The organism is Wolbachia endosymbiont (group B) of Gerris lacustris, assembly GCF_964028355.1.
Taxonomy (GTDB): domain Bacteria; phylum Pseudomonadota; class Alphaproteobacteria; order Rickettsiales; family Anaplasmataceae; genus Wolbachia.
Map to the genome: position 1 here is coordinate 144,529 of NZ_OZ034761.1, position 17,826 is coordinate 162,354.

Here is a 17,826-nt window from a genome sequence, read left to right on the forward strand (position 1 = left end):
TTATATGTATTACCTGCTTAATGCAACTTTACTTAAAAAAATTACTTAAGATTTTTTGGACGTATTTTTGATGAATCTTGTATATATATACAACTTTTCCTTTAAAAAAGATGGCAAACACAGAAAAGATCCCTATAGCAGTAATTGCTACTATGGTAATACAAACAATAGCATTCATCTGGTGGCTGGCCAAACTCGACTTAAGAGTGCACATTCATGATAGGTTTATAGAGCAAAATCAAAGGACGACAGAAATTATCTATCGCCTTGAAGAAAGAGTTAAAAACCTCGCTGAAGAAGTTAATGAACTTGAGCAGAAACACAAGTAAAAAAGTGGCAAAGTATATTTTATCCGTTGATGGAGGTGGAATTAGAGGAATAATTCCTGCCATTATTCTAGCAGAAATTGAATCTAGGACAAAAAAGCCAATTTCTCAAATTTTTGACTTAATGGCAGGAACCTCAACTGGTGGGATTATTGTTGCTGGACTTTGTAAAAGCAATAAACCTCAATACTCTGCCAATGATTTAGTTGGACTTTACCAAGAGTATGGAGCTTATATCTTTCAATCATCATTTTGGAGAAAATCAATTGCTTCTTGGCTGAGTGGTTCTCAGTACTCGTATAGAAATATGGAATTTATTCTCAACAAATACTTTGGTGAAAGTACTATGGCCGATGTTGCAAGTAATCTACTGCTCACCAGTTATGACATTCACAATAGTTGTGAATTTTTCTTCAAAAGTTGGAAAGAAAAAAACATTAAGTTGAAAGATGCACTCAGAGCTACAACAGCTGCTCCAACGTACTTCACACCAAAACGTCTGAAAATTAGCCAAACAGAGAGAGTGTTGATAGATGGCGGAGTGTTTGCCAATAATCCAGCGGCTTGTGCATATGCAAGTGCTAAGAGGTTATTTCGAAATGATGAGATTATACTGCTATCAATAGGCACTGGTGGAACAGATAGAAGTATAAAGTATGCTAACTCAAGGAGATTTGGAAAAATAGGGTGGGTCAAGCCACTACTGAATGTGATGTTTACATCTGGACTAGATTGCGTTGATTATCAACTAGAGCAAGTAATGGGTGATAAATATATACGAATACAATCACAACTCAAAGTAGCATCAGCTGAGATGGATGATATAACATTCAAAAATATTAAATGTTTGCAGCAAGAGGCAAAGGCAATAATAGAAAGTCATCAAAGGGTAATTGATGATTTTTGTGCTATCAAAATAATATAAGTTTAAGGCAAGACTTTTTTGATAAAAATAATTTGGACGTTTTTTTTACCAATCTTGTATATATATAACATAAAAGCGCGTTTTCACGCAATCAAATCAAATGGAACCTAACAAAGATACTACACAGAAGTCCACTATTGAAGCTAAAAAGCTTGAATTACCAAAAGGTGGAGGAGCGATAAAAGGAATCAGTGAAGCTTTTCAAGCTAATTCGTTCACCGGTACTGGGTCCTTCTCAATACCAATTCCACTTCCAACGTGCCGTAATTTTTCGCCTTCTTTAAGTGTTGATTATAGCTCTGGTGGTGGCAATAGAGTATTTGGTATAGGGTTTAATGTTTCAATAGCAAGTATTATCAGAAAAACATCAAAAAAAATTCCAACTTATGATGATGAAGATGTTTTTGTACTTATAGGAGCAGATGACTTAGTTGCGATTAATCAAACAAGTAATAGCAAATATGATATTACTTATTATCAGCCACGTGTTGAAGGATTGTTTGCTAAAATAGAGCGTTTGATAAGTAGAGATGATAATACGGTTTATTGGCAAGTCACTAGTAAAGATGGCAGTGTTGCCATTTATGGTAAAAATAAACAAGCACAAATCTATGATCCAAAGAGTAATAGCCGCATAGCAGAATGGTTACTTGAGGAATTAAGTGATGTATATGGAAATAAAATATTTTATTATTATCGCTCAAGTACAGCAAACTTAGAAAGACAAGGTGGTGGTAAAGTAATAGATCGCATTACTTATGGATATAACCAAGAACTAAATTATAACCATTTTGAAGTTCTGTTTGATTATGGCGAAAATGATTTTACCAGTCCGATAGATAAAAAGTACAACAAAGAGAGAAAAGCTATCATCCGCCCGGATCCATTTACCTCACACATTACAGGGTTTGCAGTTAGAACTGAGCTGTTATGTCGAGCTATAAGAATTTACCACCATTTTGATGGAGAGCCAATATTAGTAAATGGCACATATTTTGATTACGATAAAAAACCAACAATTACCTACTTAAGAGCGGTAAAACAAGTTGGCTATTATGAGAGAGGAGAAAAAAGATTTACTAAGGCTACACCAACTTTAGTTTTTTCTCATACTAGCGATAATCCAACTTATATTTCGACAACTTCAGCAGTTGCAGTAAAAGATGAAAATAAACCATCTAAACAGCTTTTGCAGATTTTAAAAGAACAAGATTTTGTATTTTCAGAGCAGGATTCAGAAATTTCTGAAGAAAACTCAAATTGGAAAATTAAAGATAGTGAAAAAACTCTTGTCATAAAAGAAAAAGGAGTTTTTTTAGATCTTCATAATTTAAATAATAAAAACTCTTTTAGATCGGTAAAAATAGAAGGAATAAACAAAAACTTTCCTGGGTACTTAAATGATCAAAGGTTTCAATCGGTTGATTTATATCAAGAAGGTATTGAAGGAATATTGTATAACGATGGCAATACAATCCTTTATTTTAGGCCAAATGGAAATGGAGAATTTTCTCAGGCAAAACTGCTAGAAAAATTTCCATCATTACTGCGAAAAACTACTTATTCACTGATGAGCATGGAAGGTAACGGTGAGTTACAACTTTACGTGAATGAGAGCAGCTTTCAAGGTTACCATGACTTTGATGGCAATAGTAAGTGGAGTGAATTTAAGCCTCTTGAATCGCAAGTAGTTAACTTAAGTAGTGAACTTAAGGAAATGATTGATGTCACCGGAGATGGAAGAACTGATATCGTAGTGTTTGAGGGAGAAAATGTCAGAGTATATCCATCTGCTGGTAAAAAAGGGTATAAAAAGGCTATTTACAGTAGAGCGCCAAAAGATTTGCCAAATCAACGTGCCAGTTCAGAGAGTACTTTAGTACGCTTTGCTGATATGTTTGGTGATGGTAAGAGCCACTTAGTAAAGATAGAAAATGGTAAAGTAGAGTGTTGGCCAAATCTTGGCTACGGTAAATTTGGTGAAAAAGTTGTATTTAAAAATGCTCCATACTTTAGGGATGGATTTAATGCAAAAAGACTTTACTTTGCTGATATTGACGGTTCTGGTACTACAGATCTAGTTTATGCTAACCATAATAGCTTAGATATCTACTATAACAATAGCGGCAACTCTTTCAGTAAACCAGTAACTTTGAAATTACCGTTGAATTACAATCAAATTGGTCGTATTGAGTTTGCTGACATTCTAGGAAATGGAACTAACTGTTTGCTTATTAGCTATCTGGATCAAAGTTTAAAGTTACAGCATTTATACTATGATTTTTACAATGGAGTAAAACCGCACTTGCTGAAGCAAATAGATAATAACATGGGTAACATTACCCGTCTTCATTATGCAGCTTCTACTAAGTTTTACTTAGAGGATAGAAAAGAAAATCGCCCGTGGGTAACGAATTTACCGTTTCCAGTACAAGTGATTGAAAAAATAGAAACCATAGATAACATAGTAGGAAGTAGACTGACCAACAAATATTGCTATCATCATGGTTTTTATGATTACACTGAAAAAGAATTTCGAGGTTTTGGTTTTGTAGAAACTTGGGATACAGAAGATTTTTCCACGATCAATCAAGCCGAAAAAGAGCATTATGTAGCGCCAATTTACACTAAGACTTGGTATCACACTGGAGCTTACAAAAAGGCGAAAGATTTAGTTGAAAGTTATAGAAAAGAATTTTACCAAGGGGATGAGAAAGCCTTAAGAATCACTCCTCAGGTATTTGATGAAAATATCATCTCAATAGAGGACAAAAGACAGGCATACCGAGCTATTCAGGGGCAAGTGCTAAGACAAGAAGTCTATGGTTTAGATAAAGGAGAGCTCTACTTACATCCATACTCAGTCACTGAATCCAGCGCTGCAGTAAAATTATTGAAGTCTAGTAATGATAGTTCTCACAAAGTTTTTAAATACGGAACATTTTTTGTTAACTTACAAGAAACAATTAGTTATCACTATGAAAGAAATTGCTGTGATCCACGTATTCAGCACGATTTTGTTTTAGAAGTAGATGAATATGGTAATGTCACTAAATCAGCAAGTATTACTTATCCGCGTCGAAATCAGCCAAATAATTATTTAGAACAGCAAAAGTTACACGCTACTTTAGAACAGAGCTTTTACATAAATAATACTGAAAGATTTTACTTACTTGGAACTTTATACAAATCACAAGCTTTTGAGATTGGGGGCTTACTTGACGGTTATATCAATATTAATGACTTAAGAAATCACGTAGAGAGATCTCTACAAAACACTATTAGGTTTGAAGAAGCTTTAAATTATACAAGCCTAGAGGCGAGACTCTTAAGTGAAAATCACAATTACTATTGGAATGAAGAGCAAAGTGGAGTTTTGCCGCTAGGATCGGTAACTAAGCAAGCGCTTCTCCACCATACTGAAGCTATGGTATTTTCTGATAGTCAAATAAAAGAAGTATTTTCTGGTAAAATAACCTCTGAGCAAATGCTCAAAGATCTTGGCTATAAGAAAACGTCAAACAACTTCTGGTGGGCACCAAGTCCTACGCAACATTATTGTGGTAGTGATAAATATTATTTACCTGAAAAAGTAATTGATGTTTTTGGCGCTGAGACTGCAGTTGTTTATGATCAGTATAATTTACTGCCAATAAAAACGATTGTAAAGGCAACTGCAAGCTCAAGTTATGAAACGACAGCAGAATATGATTATCAACGTTTAACACCAGTAAAACTTATTGATCACAATAATAATGTATCAGAAGTTATTTTAAATCCACTTGGAGTGGTAATCGCTACTTCAATTTACGGCAGCGAAAACGGAGAAGAAAAAGGTGATAAGCCACTACTCGAATATCAAGTTAGAAAGAATCCAAATTTTGAAGATGTTTTAGGGACAGCAGAAGGAGCAAACGGTCCAGAGTACTATTTACAGAATGCAACCAGTTTCTTTTATTATGATCTGGAAGCATGGAGAAGAAATGGCCAACCTGTGCATGTGATTAACTTGCTGAGAGAAACTCATGTTTCAGAAGGAAGTTCTACAAGAATCAGGAGAGTTGTAACTCATATTGATGGATTTGGTAGAAATCTTGAAACTAAAATGCTGACTGATTCTGAGAGTGAAAAGTGGCTAGCATCAGGGAGAGTTGTATATAACAATAAAGGTACGGAGGTGAAAAAGTATGAACCTTTTTATAGTAATTCACCTTTTTATGACCTCGAAGAGAGTGTGCGTAATCAAGGAGTATCTGACACTCTTTATTATGATCCTCTGCTGAGGAATATTCGTATTGATACGGCAAAAGGTTTTTTCAGCAAAGTAGAATTTGATTCGTGGACTATCAAGAATTTTGATCTTAATGATACAGTGAAAGATTCGACATACTATAAAGAGTTTTTTGCTAATGCAGAAAACGAAACGTTGGAAAGTGAAAAAGATGCATTAGAAAAAGCAGAAAAACACTACAATACACCAACCATAGAGCATTTAGACAGTTTAGGAAGAAAGTTTCTGCAGATAGAAACCTTAAATAAGGACGGACAAAGCAGTATAGAATTAAAATCCCACGTTGAACTTGATATTCAAGGAAATGAGCTGGAAAGTGTTGATGCAAGATTTTATGAGCAAAACCAAGGTAAAGAAGAAAACGAAAAGGTAAAAAATTTTCGCCATGTTTATTCGATGGCTGGACTTTTAAAAAGTGCCAGTGTTGATGCCGGAGAAACCTGGAATTTAGCAAATGTTGCAGGGAGTAGCGTATACAATTGGGATGGCAAAGGATCACTTACTTACACAGAATATGATAAATTGCAACGACCAGTAAGAGTAAAAATTACTGATCAGGACCTAAATTTAAATAATAATGTCGTCGAAAAATTCTTTTACTCTGAAGACATTCAAGATAAGGCTACCAATCGTTATGGAACGCTTATTGCCCATTACGATCAAGCAGGATTAACTGAAGCTAAAGAAAATGATTTTAAAGGTCAGACATTAAAAAGTAGCTACATTCTGAGGAAGAATTATAAACAAGAGGCAAATTGGCAAAACGTTGAAAGTATTACTACAACTTATGCAGATCTTGAACGAGAAATATTTAACTCAAGTGTAAAGTATAATGCAATCGGAGAAATCATTGAAAAAACAGATCCACAAAATAATACTCATAGTCCAATTTATGATATAGCGGGGAGAGTAAAACAAATTAAACTTAAGAAGCAAGAAGAAGCAATTAAAACCTACGTTTCTGATATTAGCTATAACCCTAAGGGTCAGCGTACGTCAATTGCTTATGGCAATGGTGTTGTTACCAGCTATAGCTATGACCCTAAAACTTTTCAGCTCACTAAGCTGACAAGTCAAAAGGAACAAAAGAAATTACAAAGTATTAACTACACGTATGATCCTGTAGGTAACATTACCACAATGGAAGATGAGTCTTATAAGACTATTTTTCCAAATAACAAAAGTATAGATACTAAGTCTGATTATCATTACGATTCGCTTTATCGGCTGACTCAAGCAACTGGAAAGGAACATCCAGCGCTGAATGGAAAGGAAGAAATTATTACACCGATTCCGCATCTAAATAACCAAAATGCGATTAGCAATTACACGGAATATTATGACTTTGATTATGGAAGCAATATCACAAAAATTAGGCATACAGGAGTTCATGGCTCTACTAAAGAATTTTACATATCGAATAGATCTAATCGCAGTTTACAGGTAGTAGATAGAAGGCCTGTGAGTGAAAATGGTATAGATGGAAGTTATGATGAAAGAGGTAATTTATTGAAGCTCAGTGGTACACAGAATTTACACTGGAATTACCGTGATAACATAGCGTATGTTGATATTGTAACAAGGCCTAATGGTAAAAATGATAGTGAATATTATGTTTATGATAGTAGCGGAGAGCGGATACGTAAAATTACTGAAACCTATCAGAATAATGAAACAAACTCTACTCGAGTAGAAAAAATCTACTTTGGTGATATTGAGGTTACCAGAACCTATCAAAATAATAATTTAAATAAAGAGAAATACACTGTTCATATAATGGACGATAAAAGTAGAGTAGCTCTACATCATTATTGGACAAAAGGAACTTCAGATGAAACTAGAGAAAACCAAGATCGTTATCAGCTGAGTAATCATTTAGATTCGGCAGCCTTAGAGTTAAATGATAATGCTGAAATCATGACATATGAGGAATATCTGCCATTTGGTGGTACAGCCCTTATTGCAGGAAAAACAGCTCGTGAAGTAACTGAAAAAGAATATAGATATTCAGGAAAGGAAAGAGATGAGAGCACGGGTCTTTACTACTACGGTGCACGTTACTACGCTCCTTGGCTCCTAAGGTGGATAAATCCTGATCCTGCTGGGACTGTTGATGGCTTTAACCTTTATCTGTTTGTCAAAGGAAATCCTATCAATGGCGTTGACGTTGATGGGGAAAATCGAAAAAATATCCCTATAAAAAAAGGTTCTGCAAAAACTCCAGTAAAAAAGGATCTTCAAGATCATATGAACGATCGTATTGCAAATCTTATCAAGACTACTGTATTCGTAAGATACTTACTTGAAGAGGAATTAATTCCACAGAATATTAGCTTTCAAGAAAAGGCTACTGTTCAAATTGGAAAAGGTGAATTGAGTAAGACAATCCATGCAGCTCACACTCAGCCATACCTCTTAACTGACAATATTATGATAGATTTCGAAGGGAAGAATGGGAAGTTGGCAAAAAAGCTCACTAAGATGGCTGCAAAAACTAACTTAATACATGCGTCAGCAAACACTAGTTTAGATAAAGTGTCTGATAAAGCGCAGTTAAAATTTCTCCAGGAGAGAAATTGGAGCAAAGATTTAACATATGAGGAAGTGACTGGATTTCTCAAGAAAGATTTATCTCCTGTGCTAAAAAAGTATAAGTATGAAGGAAAGGCGGGCTTAAGCGTGAAAAAAGATCTCGAGGACGCAGCAAAAAATTTTGACACTTCTATAAGTTCTATAGGTACTACAGGTCCTACAACTTCTAAGAGTTCTAATTTAGAAACACTTATTTCACAATGGATCGAAAATTCAATAAATTACAAAGAAAAATTTGCTTTGCGTCTACCTACAAATGATAATAACCTGTCTACTAGTTCCAGTATAGACAAAGAAAGACTACAACCTTCTAATGACAATAACCAAGAAGGAATAGAAACGATAAACCAACAAGCAAAAAAGAGGAGAACAGGATAAATTTAATTAGGCATAAACAAAGGATTTTTTTAATTAAAGGAGAAAATTATGGATGACAGAATTAACGATTTCCAACTTCGCCTAGAGAAGATGGGAATAAACATTGAAGAAGCTGAGAAATTACTCAGCTTTAAAAATGAAAATGATGAGTATTTATATGACTCAACATTTAAAATTACAGATTTATGTGAGGATGTCTTTGTTGAGAGGGTAAAAGACACAATCACAGAGCAAGAGGCTAAAGATATTTATCAGAAGGCCTTAGCAAGAAGGGAATTCGTCTCTCGGTATATAGAAAATGCCAGAGAAATGACCGAACCACATTACCGAGCACTACGAGTTTGCAATATTGATCATGATACTGCAGCGGAGTGCGACGGAATTATACACAGTTTACAAGGGGAATAATATGACAACCACAAATACTAATGCAGATAGCAACATAGTTGAAGATATATTAAAAACTAAAGATGGTTACAACGAATGTGATCACTGCCAGTCAGTCTTAAGTCCAGCAGCTTACTTTGTTAAGCTAGTTGAGACTATTGAAAAGTATATTCCAGGGCATAAGCTTAAAGAACGTCGTCCTGACTTATTTGAGCTTCCACTAGATTGTAATAGCACTAACAAAACAAAGTTATACCTAGAGATTGCTAATGAGATAATGGGGAAGAATCTAGATAGGAAACTAGGTGGCAATGCTCTACAGAAGTTAGCAACAGCTAAATATCCATTTAATCTGCCTGCTAATTTTGCTTTAGTTAGCATACGCGCTTATCTCGAAAAACAAGGCATTACTTTAGCTGATCTATATAAGGTGCTAAAACCAGAAGCTGATAACGTTGCAGAATCTTTAGGCCTTTCTCCAGAAGAATATGATCTTATCACTTCTACAAATTCTAACTTAAGCGAAGTTTATGGTACAAGTGAAAGTGAACTTAAAAACGTTGAGAAGTTCATTGCTCAAACTAATATAGACTCTGATAAATTAGAGCGGCTAATTGACTGCTATAACAGAATTGATCCTGCCAATAAGCTAAGTATCAATTCTGGTAATATAGATAACATTGATCAGGCATTAGGCTTTCTACATCGCTTTATTCGCCTTGCAAATAAACTTGGCTGGTCATTTGACGAGCTGAGTGGCGTACTGATTGCTGTTGATAATAGAAAAATAAAAGAAATCGATGCAAATTCTTTAAAGGAGATAAGCAGAATAAAAAACTTACAGGAAAAATTTAAGAAGCCTTTGAGTGAGGTATGTAAACTGTACCAAGATGCCTCTATATCAATAGAAGCCAGTAAAAATAAAGAAGATGCTAGTAATGCAGCAGAATCTCTATTCTTTTTACAAGGAGTAAAAGAATCAGACTTAAAGAAAATTTATGGTATAGAGGAACCTTCTGAACCATTTAAAGAAGAAAATTTTGATGAATTCATTGCAAGAACTGGAGTCAAACGTCAGGAAGTGGAATGGCTGCTTGATAACTATAAATCTACTACTCATAGCAAGAAAGCCAAGAAACAAGAAAAAATTAGTGTTAAAGAGCAAAAGTTTCTACACAACTTTACTCAGCTTGCTGGGCAACTAAAATTGTTATTTGGTAAGTTAAACGCGCTAATTGCAGTGTTACCAAGTGAATTTAAGCTTAAGGATTTAGTTACAAACACAGATAATAGTACTATACTAAAGAAAATTTGGAATATTAGTGATAACGAGCTCATTTCTTTGGTCAACTATAACGATGAAGTTTCTGACAAAATTGGAAAATCATTAATCTCAGAAGTACATAAGCAAATCCTGCTAGCAAGGTTGATGAATATATCAACAGCAGAAATAGTACAAATTTTACTGCAGCTAAACATCACTGATCTAAATCTAGATAATATAGAGCGTATTTTTGAATTAAATAATTGGCTAAATAACAATTCTATTACCATTGAGCAATTAAACACATTGATCAACTCTTCTGCACTTTCTCACCAGCATGTAAAGGAGATAAATGAGATAGAGGAAGAAATAGAAAAGAATCAAGAATTAGAAATCAGAAAAAGGCTAGACTCGTTAGTGAGTCACGCTGAGCTTACTGGCGAGTGGAAAATACAAATAGAAAAAATACTGGAAGAATCAGAAATCAAAAAATTAAAAAACAGAGAGAAATTAGATGCGTTGATGAATAATTCTACACTTTCTGTGGATTGCAAAACGAAAATAAAAGGTATATTGGAAGAATTAAAAAGCAAAGAAAAATTAGATTCGCTAATTAATGACTCTACACTTTCTGAAGAATATAAAATAAAAGAAATAATAGAAAAAACGGGAAACAAAAAACTAACAAGCAAGGAAAGGTTGGATGCATTAATCAATGATTCTACACTTTCTGAAAAATGCAAAACAAGAATAAGTGAGGTAATAGAAGAACGAGAGAATCTTCATAATGAAATACGTAAACATTTTAACATAAGCTCTGACGTATTAGCCGCAGCTCATCAATTTACAGAAAAGCAGCCAACAAATTTGCAGTTATTAAGACTTGAGTCTCCAAATAAAAATATTGTTCATGATGTAGGTATAATTGGCAATAAGGCTATTTTTCTTGGAGAAAGTAAAGTACGTAATAAAAGTTCTGTAGAGCATTCAATTAGTGAACCACGAGAGAACGTAGCAGTGGCAACAATTGGTAAAAAGACTATTTTCTTTGGTGGCAAGAAAAGTGAAAATGAATACTCACGAAAAATAGACATTTATGATGAAGATACTGGAGGCTGGTCAACTGAAGCAGCTAGTGAGGCACGTGATAGTGCTGCAGTGGTTGTTATTGGCGGCAAAGCTATTTTCCTTGGTGGAAATAAAGATAATAGAAGATGTTCATCACAAATAGACGTCTATGATGATGGCGTGTGGGAAAAACATACAGCGAGTGGAGCTCGCTCAAATGCTTCGGTTGCTGTAGTTGGTGAAAAAGCCATTTTCTTTGGTGGTAAAATTAATAAAACAAGATCAAGTGCGATAGATATATATAATAATGGAGAATGGGTAAATCGCACAGATACAGCTAGTGAAGCACGATCAAACGCATCAGTAGCTATAATTGATACGAAAGTTATTTTCTTTGGTGGTAGTAAAGGTGATAACCAGTGTTCTTCAAAGGTTGATATCTATGATAGTAAAGCTGAAAAATGGACAATGCATACAGTTAGTGAAGCTCGTGAAAATGCATCAGTAGCTGTGGTTGATGGCAAAGCTATTTTCTTTGGTGGTAAAGTAGGTCAAACAAGGTCCAATAAAATAGACATTTATGATGCTAAAACTGAAAAGTGGGTAGAAGTGCGCGATACAGTAAGTGAAGCACGTGATATGACATCAGTTGCTGTAGTTAATAAACAGGCTATTTTCTTTGGTGGCGATAAGGGTAATGAACAGTTCTCTTCACAAGTAGATATTTATGACAGTATTGCTAATAGTTGGACAGCGCATACAGTTAGTGAAGTTCGTGAAAATGTATCAGTAGCTGTAGTTGATGCAAAGGCTATATTTTTTACAAGGAAGAAGGATAATAGAGCTACCGGTCAAGTATATATTTATGATTCTATAAGTAAAAATTGGGTAGTGCATGTAGCTGTAGATAATGAAATACCTGATGGATTGCTTGCAGAAATCACAAGTAGCACAAGATATTGTGGAAAAATAGATATTTATGACAACACGGCTAAAGCTTGGAAAGCTGTCGATGTTTACAAACCTGATGAGTGTACTTCCATAAGTGTTCGAAATAATAAAGCAACTCTAGTTTTCAAGAATGCAAAAGGTGATACATACGAACGGGTATACTCGATAGGTTTATCTGTAACGTATGACGCAGCAATCGAAGAGCTTTTAAATAATACAGCTGTATTTACAACGCTCAAGATGGATGCAGAAGATATAGATCATATTACAAATCATGCAGATGCCTATAAGCTAAAAGCAACGTGGACAGAAGATCAGATTAAGACTCTTGAAAATTACAAAACACTTCAGGATGAGTTTTCAGGTAACGAACTTACTCTTTCACAATATGTAGAATGGCTACGTGACAGTTATGATGAAAGCAAAGTTACAGAAAAAATAGCACAGCTTACTAATTTGGATAAAAAGTTACTAAATCAAATCAAAGAAATTAATGCTTTTAAAAAGTGTTTCAGTAAAGAGAATCATCCTATAGATTCTTTGCTAAAAATTAAGTCTTTTACGGACATGTCAGAGCAAACAGGAATAGCTGGTGAGATTTTGTTGGAACTAAAAGACTTGCATAATTTACCAGCATCTACTGGATGGGATCAGTACAATAGCGCTGCAAAAAGACTACAGGAATCGCTAAGCTATGTAGAAGGAGTAAAAGAGCACCTAGAAGATCAAAAGCGTAATATTCTAGCAGGCTACATGTTACATACATATCCTGAAATCAAAAACAAGAATATGCGAGGTTTGTATGCATTTCTTTTGATTGATGTTGAAATGAGCGATTGCTCAAAAATCTCTCTGCTTAAGGCAGGGCTAAATAGTCTTCAGCTATATATTCACCGTTGTATGTTAGGGCTAGAAGAAGGAGTAACAGTCAACTCTAAATTAACTGAAGAAATGTGGGATTTGTTGGATAATTATAGAGAATGGGAAGCAACTAAAAAGGTTGCTTTATACCCTGAAAATTATCTAAACCCTACGCTACGTAAATCTGCAACTGCAGAGTATAAGGAATTACAAAATACTTTGATGCAAGGTAATCTCACAGATGAAGAGGCAGCTAACGCATATATTAAGTACTTTGAAGATTTTGCACAGCTTGTAAACCTAGAAATAGTTGATATGTATTTTGCAAAAGAAAAGGAAAAGTTGTATGTAATAGGTCGGACTCAGGCAGAACCTTATATTTACTATTATCGCGTTGCTGATTTTAAAAGTGATCAGGCACAAAATTGGCTGCCTTGGGAAAAAATTGATACAAAAATGCCAGTTAGTATAGCAAGGATAATCTACGCATTTGGTAAAGTATTTATTTTTTGGTTACAAAGAATTAAAAAGGAAAAACAAGTTGAGAACAGATCAATAGATGACTCTACTTTAATTGTGAATTATATATTTAAGAAAGTGGATGGCAGCTGGTCAGCTCAGCAACAACTATCTGGTGAAATTAAGAGAGAATATGAGTACGAGCGTAAAATGATAGAATATCTATCCAAGATAGATGAACACAAAAATCACATAAAAAACAGAGCGGCTGGAGATAGTGCAAATTTATTTTACAAAAACGAGATTGAAAGATATAAAAAATTGATAAGAGGTGAATTTTACGGAAAACTTAAAGTCAGGCTTAATGAGGAACAAGAAGTGTTGATCAGATCTATGGAGCAGGAGTTCGAAAATAGTGAGTTTGTTTTGACAAAATACCTTCGGTTAAAAGGAGAAAGTACCTATTCCTTTACAGATTCGGAATACCTTATTCACAAATCAAAGAATTTGAATGAGGCAAAAAGTAGTATAGAAAACTCATACAAAATAAGAAAAGAACAATACGATGAAAAGATCAAAGCTGAAAAAGAGGAAATAGAAACGAAAATAGAAATGAAAGATCGAAAAATAAACGATTTTTGTAAGGAGAAGGAAAAGCTAGAAAACAATAGAAATGAACAGGAAGGTGAAAGAAAAATAAAAGAAAAGCAGAAAAATGATCTGCAAAGTATAATAGACTCTATAATGGAGAGAAAAAGGAAGGGGGATGATTTACAGAGAAAAGTAGAGAATTTAAAGAAACGGTTGGATGACTTACAGCAAGAGAAGTCAATACAAGATAATTTACCAAAAGTATCAGTAGAGAAAGGAAAGTTACAGGAAGCAATAAATAGCTTAGAACTGAGATTAAGAAAGTCAAAAGAAATTGTGGAGAGTAAATTAGGAGTACTGACACAATTAACAAGTTTAGAGATAGAAGCAACGAATCTAACAGATGAGATAGGTAAATTGGCAAAAGAAAAAAACATAGTGACTTTAGAAGGAGAAAAGGATGAACTAGAAAAAAACGGTACTATAGCTCAACTTGAAAACAAAATAGGTGGATTAAATGAAGAAATAGGTGGATTAAATGAAGAAATAGGTGGATTAAATGAAAAAATACACACAAAAATAGAAAAAATAGCAGAATTTAAGAAAGAAAAAACAGATTTGGAAAAAAAAATAAAGAACGAATACAATCAAGATATCTTAACGAAAAAGAAAGATGAGTATTTCGGAAAGTTAGATGTACAAAAAACACAAGATATAGAATTAGTAACAGGTCTGTTTAATCAAAAAGATAATACTAATATCTCGTTAGAAGAGCCTATAGTTGTTAATTTTATTGATAAATCATATAAAGAAGCTTATGTAGGAGGTTCAGAGGTAATTTTAACATTTGGGCAGAAAGTTAATACGGCTGATAAACATGGCAATACTCCCCTTCACCAAAAAGTAAAGCTTGGTAGATTGAATGAAGTGAAAAATCTTATAGATAGTGGTGCTATTATACTTAAGAATAAGGCAGGAAAAACTCCATCAGATCTAGCACATGATAAGGAAAATATTAAGCAATTGTTAGAAACAGCAAAATATTTTAACGAAAGTTTTGATAAATTTTACGGAGTATATTTATGGGAAATATTCTTCCATATTCCAACACTGGTTGCATATCTATTCAATCAAGAGCAGAAGTTTGCTGAAGCACGTAAGTGGTACCAATATATCTTTAACCCTCTCAAAAAAAGTTGCGATGCATGGCAATTTGTTCCTTTTAAAGCTAAATGCGGAAATCCATATGATAATGAGAAGTGTGATAGTGGAAAGTTAATTGATTTACTTGATCCGTACAAAGAGGCTGACAAGAAAAAGATCTCTTATGAGAAGTATGTGATAATATCGTATGTAGATAACTTGATTGACTGGGGTGATATGCTCTTTTCTCAAAATTCATGGGAAGGAATTAATCAGGCAACAATGCTTTATATTAGAGCTTGGGATCTTCTTGGAGAAAAACCTAAAAAGAAAGGAAAGCACGCTATTGAGTGCCCTAAAGATATAGATCAATTATTAGGTAATAAAAACAATATGTGTAAAATAGAAGCAGCTATTCCAGCAAACACTAATCAACAAAATATAGTGGCTTCTAGCAGAACTACAAGAGCGCTTGATACAACTATGTATTGCAGCTATTTCTGTACTCCAGAAAATAAAGATTTTATTGCCTTGTGGGATAGGATTGAGGATCGTCTTTATAAAATAAGACATTGCTTGGATATCAAAGGTAAACGTTTAGAGCTTCCTCTATTCCAACCACCAATTGATCCAAGACAACTAATAAGTACTGCAGTCGGTGGAAGTATTATAAGGTTACCAAAAATAGCCCAAGTGCCTCATTACCGTTTCAAGTACATGATCACTTATGCTAAATCAATTGCTGATACCGTTACTCAAATTGGCTCAGAACTGCTAAGTGCTTTAGAAAAGAAAGATGCTGAAGCACTTAGTTTACTTTACAACAAACAAGAAGCTGCAATGGCTAACTTAATGACAGCTATTAAGGAAAAAGCCATAGAAGCATTAAAAGAAGAAGCTAAAGCCCTTAATGTAAGCTTAAGCAGTGCAAAGGATCGAAAATCTCACTATGAGAAATTAATTAATGACGGATTATCAGCTGCTGAAATTGCAGCAATAGTTGCAGCTGTTGCTTCTACAACTTTTTTAACTCTTTCAAATTATGCCACGCTAATTGCTGGAGCTTTAAGTCTTATTCCAAATATTTTTGGATTAGCATGTGGTGGTAGTAAACCTGAAGGGGTTGCAAAAGCTACTGCTGAATCAATGATATTAACATCAAACACACTATCTAATATATCACAGAATGTAAGCACATCAGCAAGCTACGAAAGACGGGCACAAGATTGGGATCTGCAAAAAATCATGGCAACTCATGATGTTGAGCAAATTAGCCATCAAATAGAAGCTAATAGAATAAATCAAGCTAATGCTACACAAGACCTTAGAGCCCACAAGGAATCAATCAAGCAAATCAGAGAAAAAGAAGAGTTCTTTAGAAGTAAATTTACTAACCAAGAGTTATATAGCTGGATGAAGGGAGAACTTAAAAGCTTATATATTAAAACTTATAGACTTGCACTAGAAGTTGCAAGGCAAGCTGAATGGACTTATCAGTATGAGATTGATAACGGCAAAGCGTTCATTCAACCAGGGCACTGGAATAGCTTAAAAGAAGGCCTACTTTCAGGACAAAAGTTAAAGTTTGAACTTGAGCAACTTGACAAAGAGTACCATGATACCAATGAAAGAAGGTTAGAAATCACTAAAGTAATCTCACTTAAATCTCTTGATCCTATAGCACTTCATGAGCTTAAAACTAAGGGAAGCTGTAAATTCTCCTTCACGGAAAAATTATTTGACCTTGATTTCCCTGGTCACTATGCTCGTAAGATTAAAGATATAAAGATTACTGTTCCAGCAGTAGTTGGTCCTTATGAAAATGTTCATGCAAGTTTGCAACAAACAAGTAACCAAGTAGTGTTAAAAAGCGATGGTGCAATAAACGCAATTAAATACTTAGTGAACCCAAGTGAAGAAGAACAGCCTGAAACTGATCTTTTAAGAGTTAACTGGAAGCCAAATCAAGAAATTGCTATCTCAAAAGCTGATCAAGATAGTGGGTTATTTGAACTTAGTTTTGGTGATGAACGTTACTTACCATTTGAAGGCACAGGTGCAGTTTCTACCTGGGAATTAAGCCTTCCTCAAGCAACCAATAGGTTTGATATTAGTACTATTTCTGATGTGATAATTCATTTAGACTATACAGCTCTAAATGGAGGTGAGGTTTTAAGTCGTCAAGTAAAAAATCTTGATCAAATAAAGTACTATCAAGGTACATTAGTTGTCAATCTAAGTGCGGTCTACCCGGAAGAATGGGGCAAGTTTAAACAGGCAAAGGGGCAATTCTCTGAGTTAAAGTTCAAGCTATTTCCTGAAATCTTTCCTATTCATGTAAAGGATCCAGAAGTTGATTTAAATGATGGTAACAATATCTGTATCATACCTACAACGCCAGATGCAGATAAAATAACTATAAAATTGGATAACTACAACTGGGAACGTAATTCTAAAAAGATTGTTAATCCTTCACTAACAATTGGCACTGACTGGAATATTCAAGTCAACAATGCAGATATAAGTAAACTTGAGGAAATCATAATTATGGTTCCTTATAAAGCAACGATTAACTGGTAACTTCTATACC

Annotated in this window: 5 protein-coding genes; all 5 read left to right on the forward strand. The window is 34.3% G+C overall.

From position 1 onward, the window contains the following. Nucleotides 1-110 precede the first annotated feature (110 nt). The 5 genes from ABWU62_RS00770 (at nt 111) to ABWU62_RS00790 (ending at nt 17,816) form a co-directional block, all read left to right on the forward strand. Nucleotides 111-329 carry a hypothetical protein gene (locus ABWU62_RS00770; RefSeq protein WP_353287174.1) on the forward strand — a complete coding sequence of 73 codons (219 nt, stop codon included), beginning with the start codon at nt 111-113 and terminating at the stop codon, nt 327-329. A 4-nt stretch (nt 330-333) separates the two neighbouring features. Continuing rightward, the gene (locus ABWU62_RS00775; protein ID WP_353287175.1) at nt 334-1,251 is read left to right on the forward strand and encodes a patatin-like phospholipase family protein; all 918 of its coding nucleotides are present in this window, start codon (nt 334-336) and stop codon (nt 1,249-1,251) included. 100 nt (nt 1,252-1,351) lie between these two features. Next, complete coding sequence (locus tag ABWU62_RS00780) at nt 1,352-8,512, forward strand: SpvB/TcaC N-terminal domain-containing protein (protein ID WP_353287176.1); 7,161 nt, start codon at nt 1,352-1,354, stop codon at nt 8,510-8,512. A gap of 48 nt (nt 8,513-8,560) precedes the next feature. Continuing rightward, nucleotides 8,561-8,920, forward strand: coding sequence for a hypothetical protein (locus ABWU62_RS00785; RefSeq protein WP_353287177.1), 360 nt, complete (start codon nt 8,561-8,563; stop codon nt 8,918-8,920). A gap of 1 nt (nt 8,921) precedes the next feature. Beyond that, nucleotides 8,922-17,816 (forward strand): neuraminidase-like domain-containing protein, encoded by an 8,895-nt coding sequence (locus tag ABWU62_RS00790; RefSeq protein ID WP_353287178.1) that lies wholly within the window; start codon nt 8,922-8,924, stop codon nt 17,814-17,816. Nucleotides 17,817-17,826: the final 10 nt, after the last annotated feature.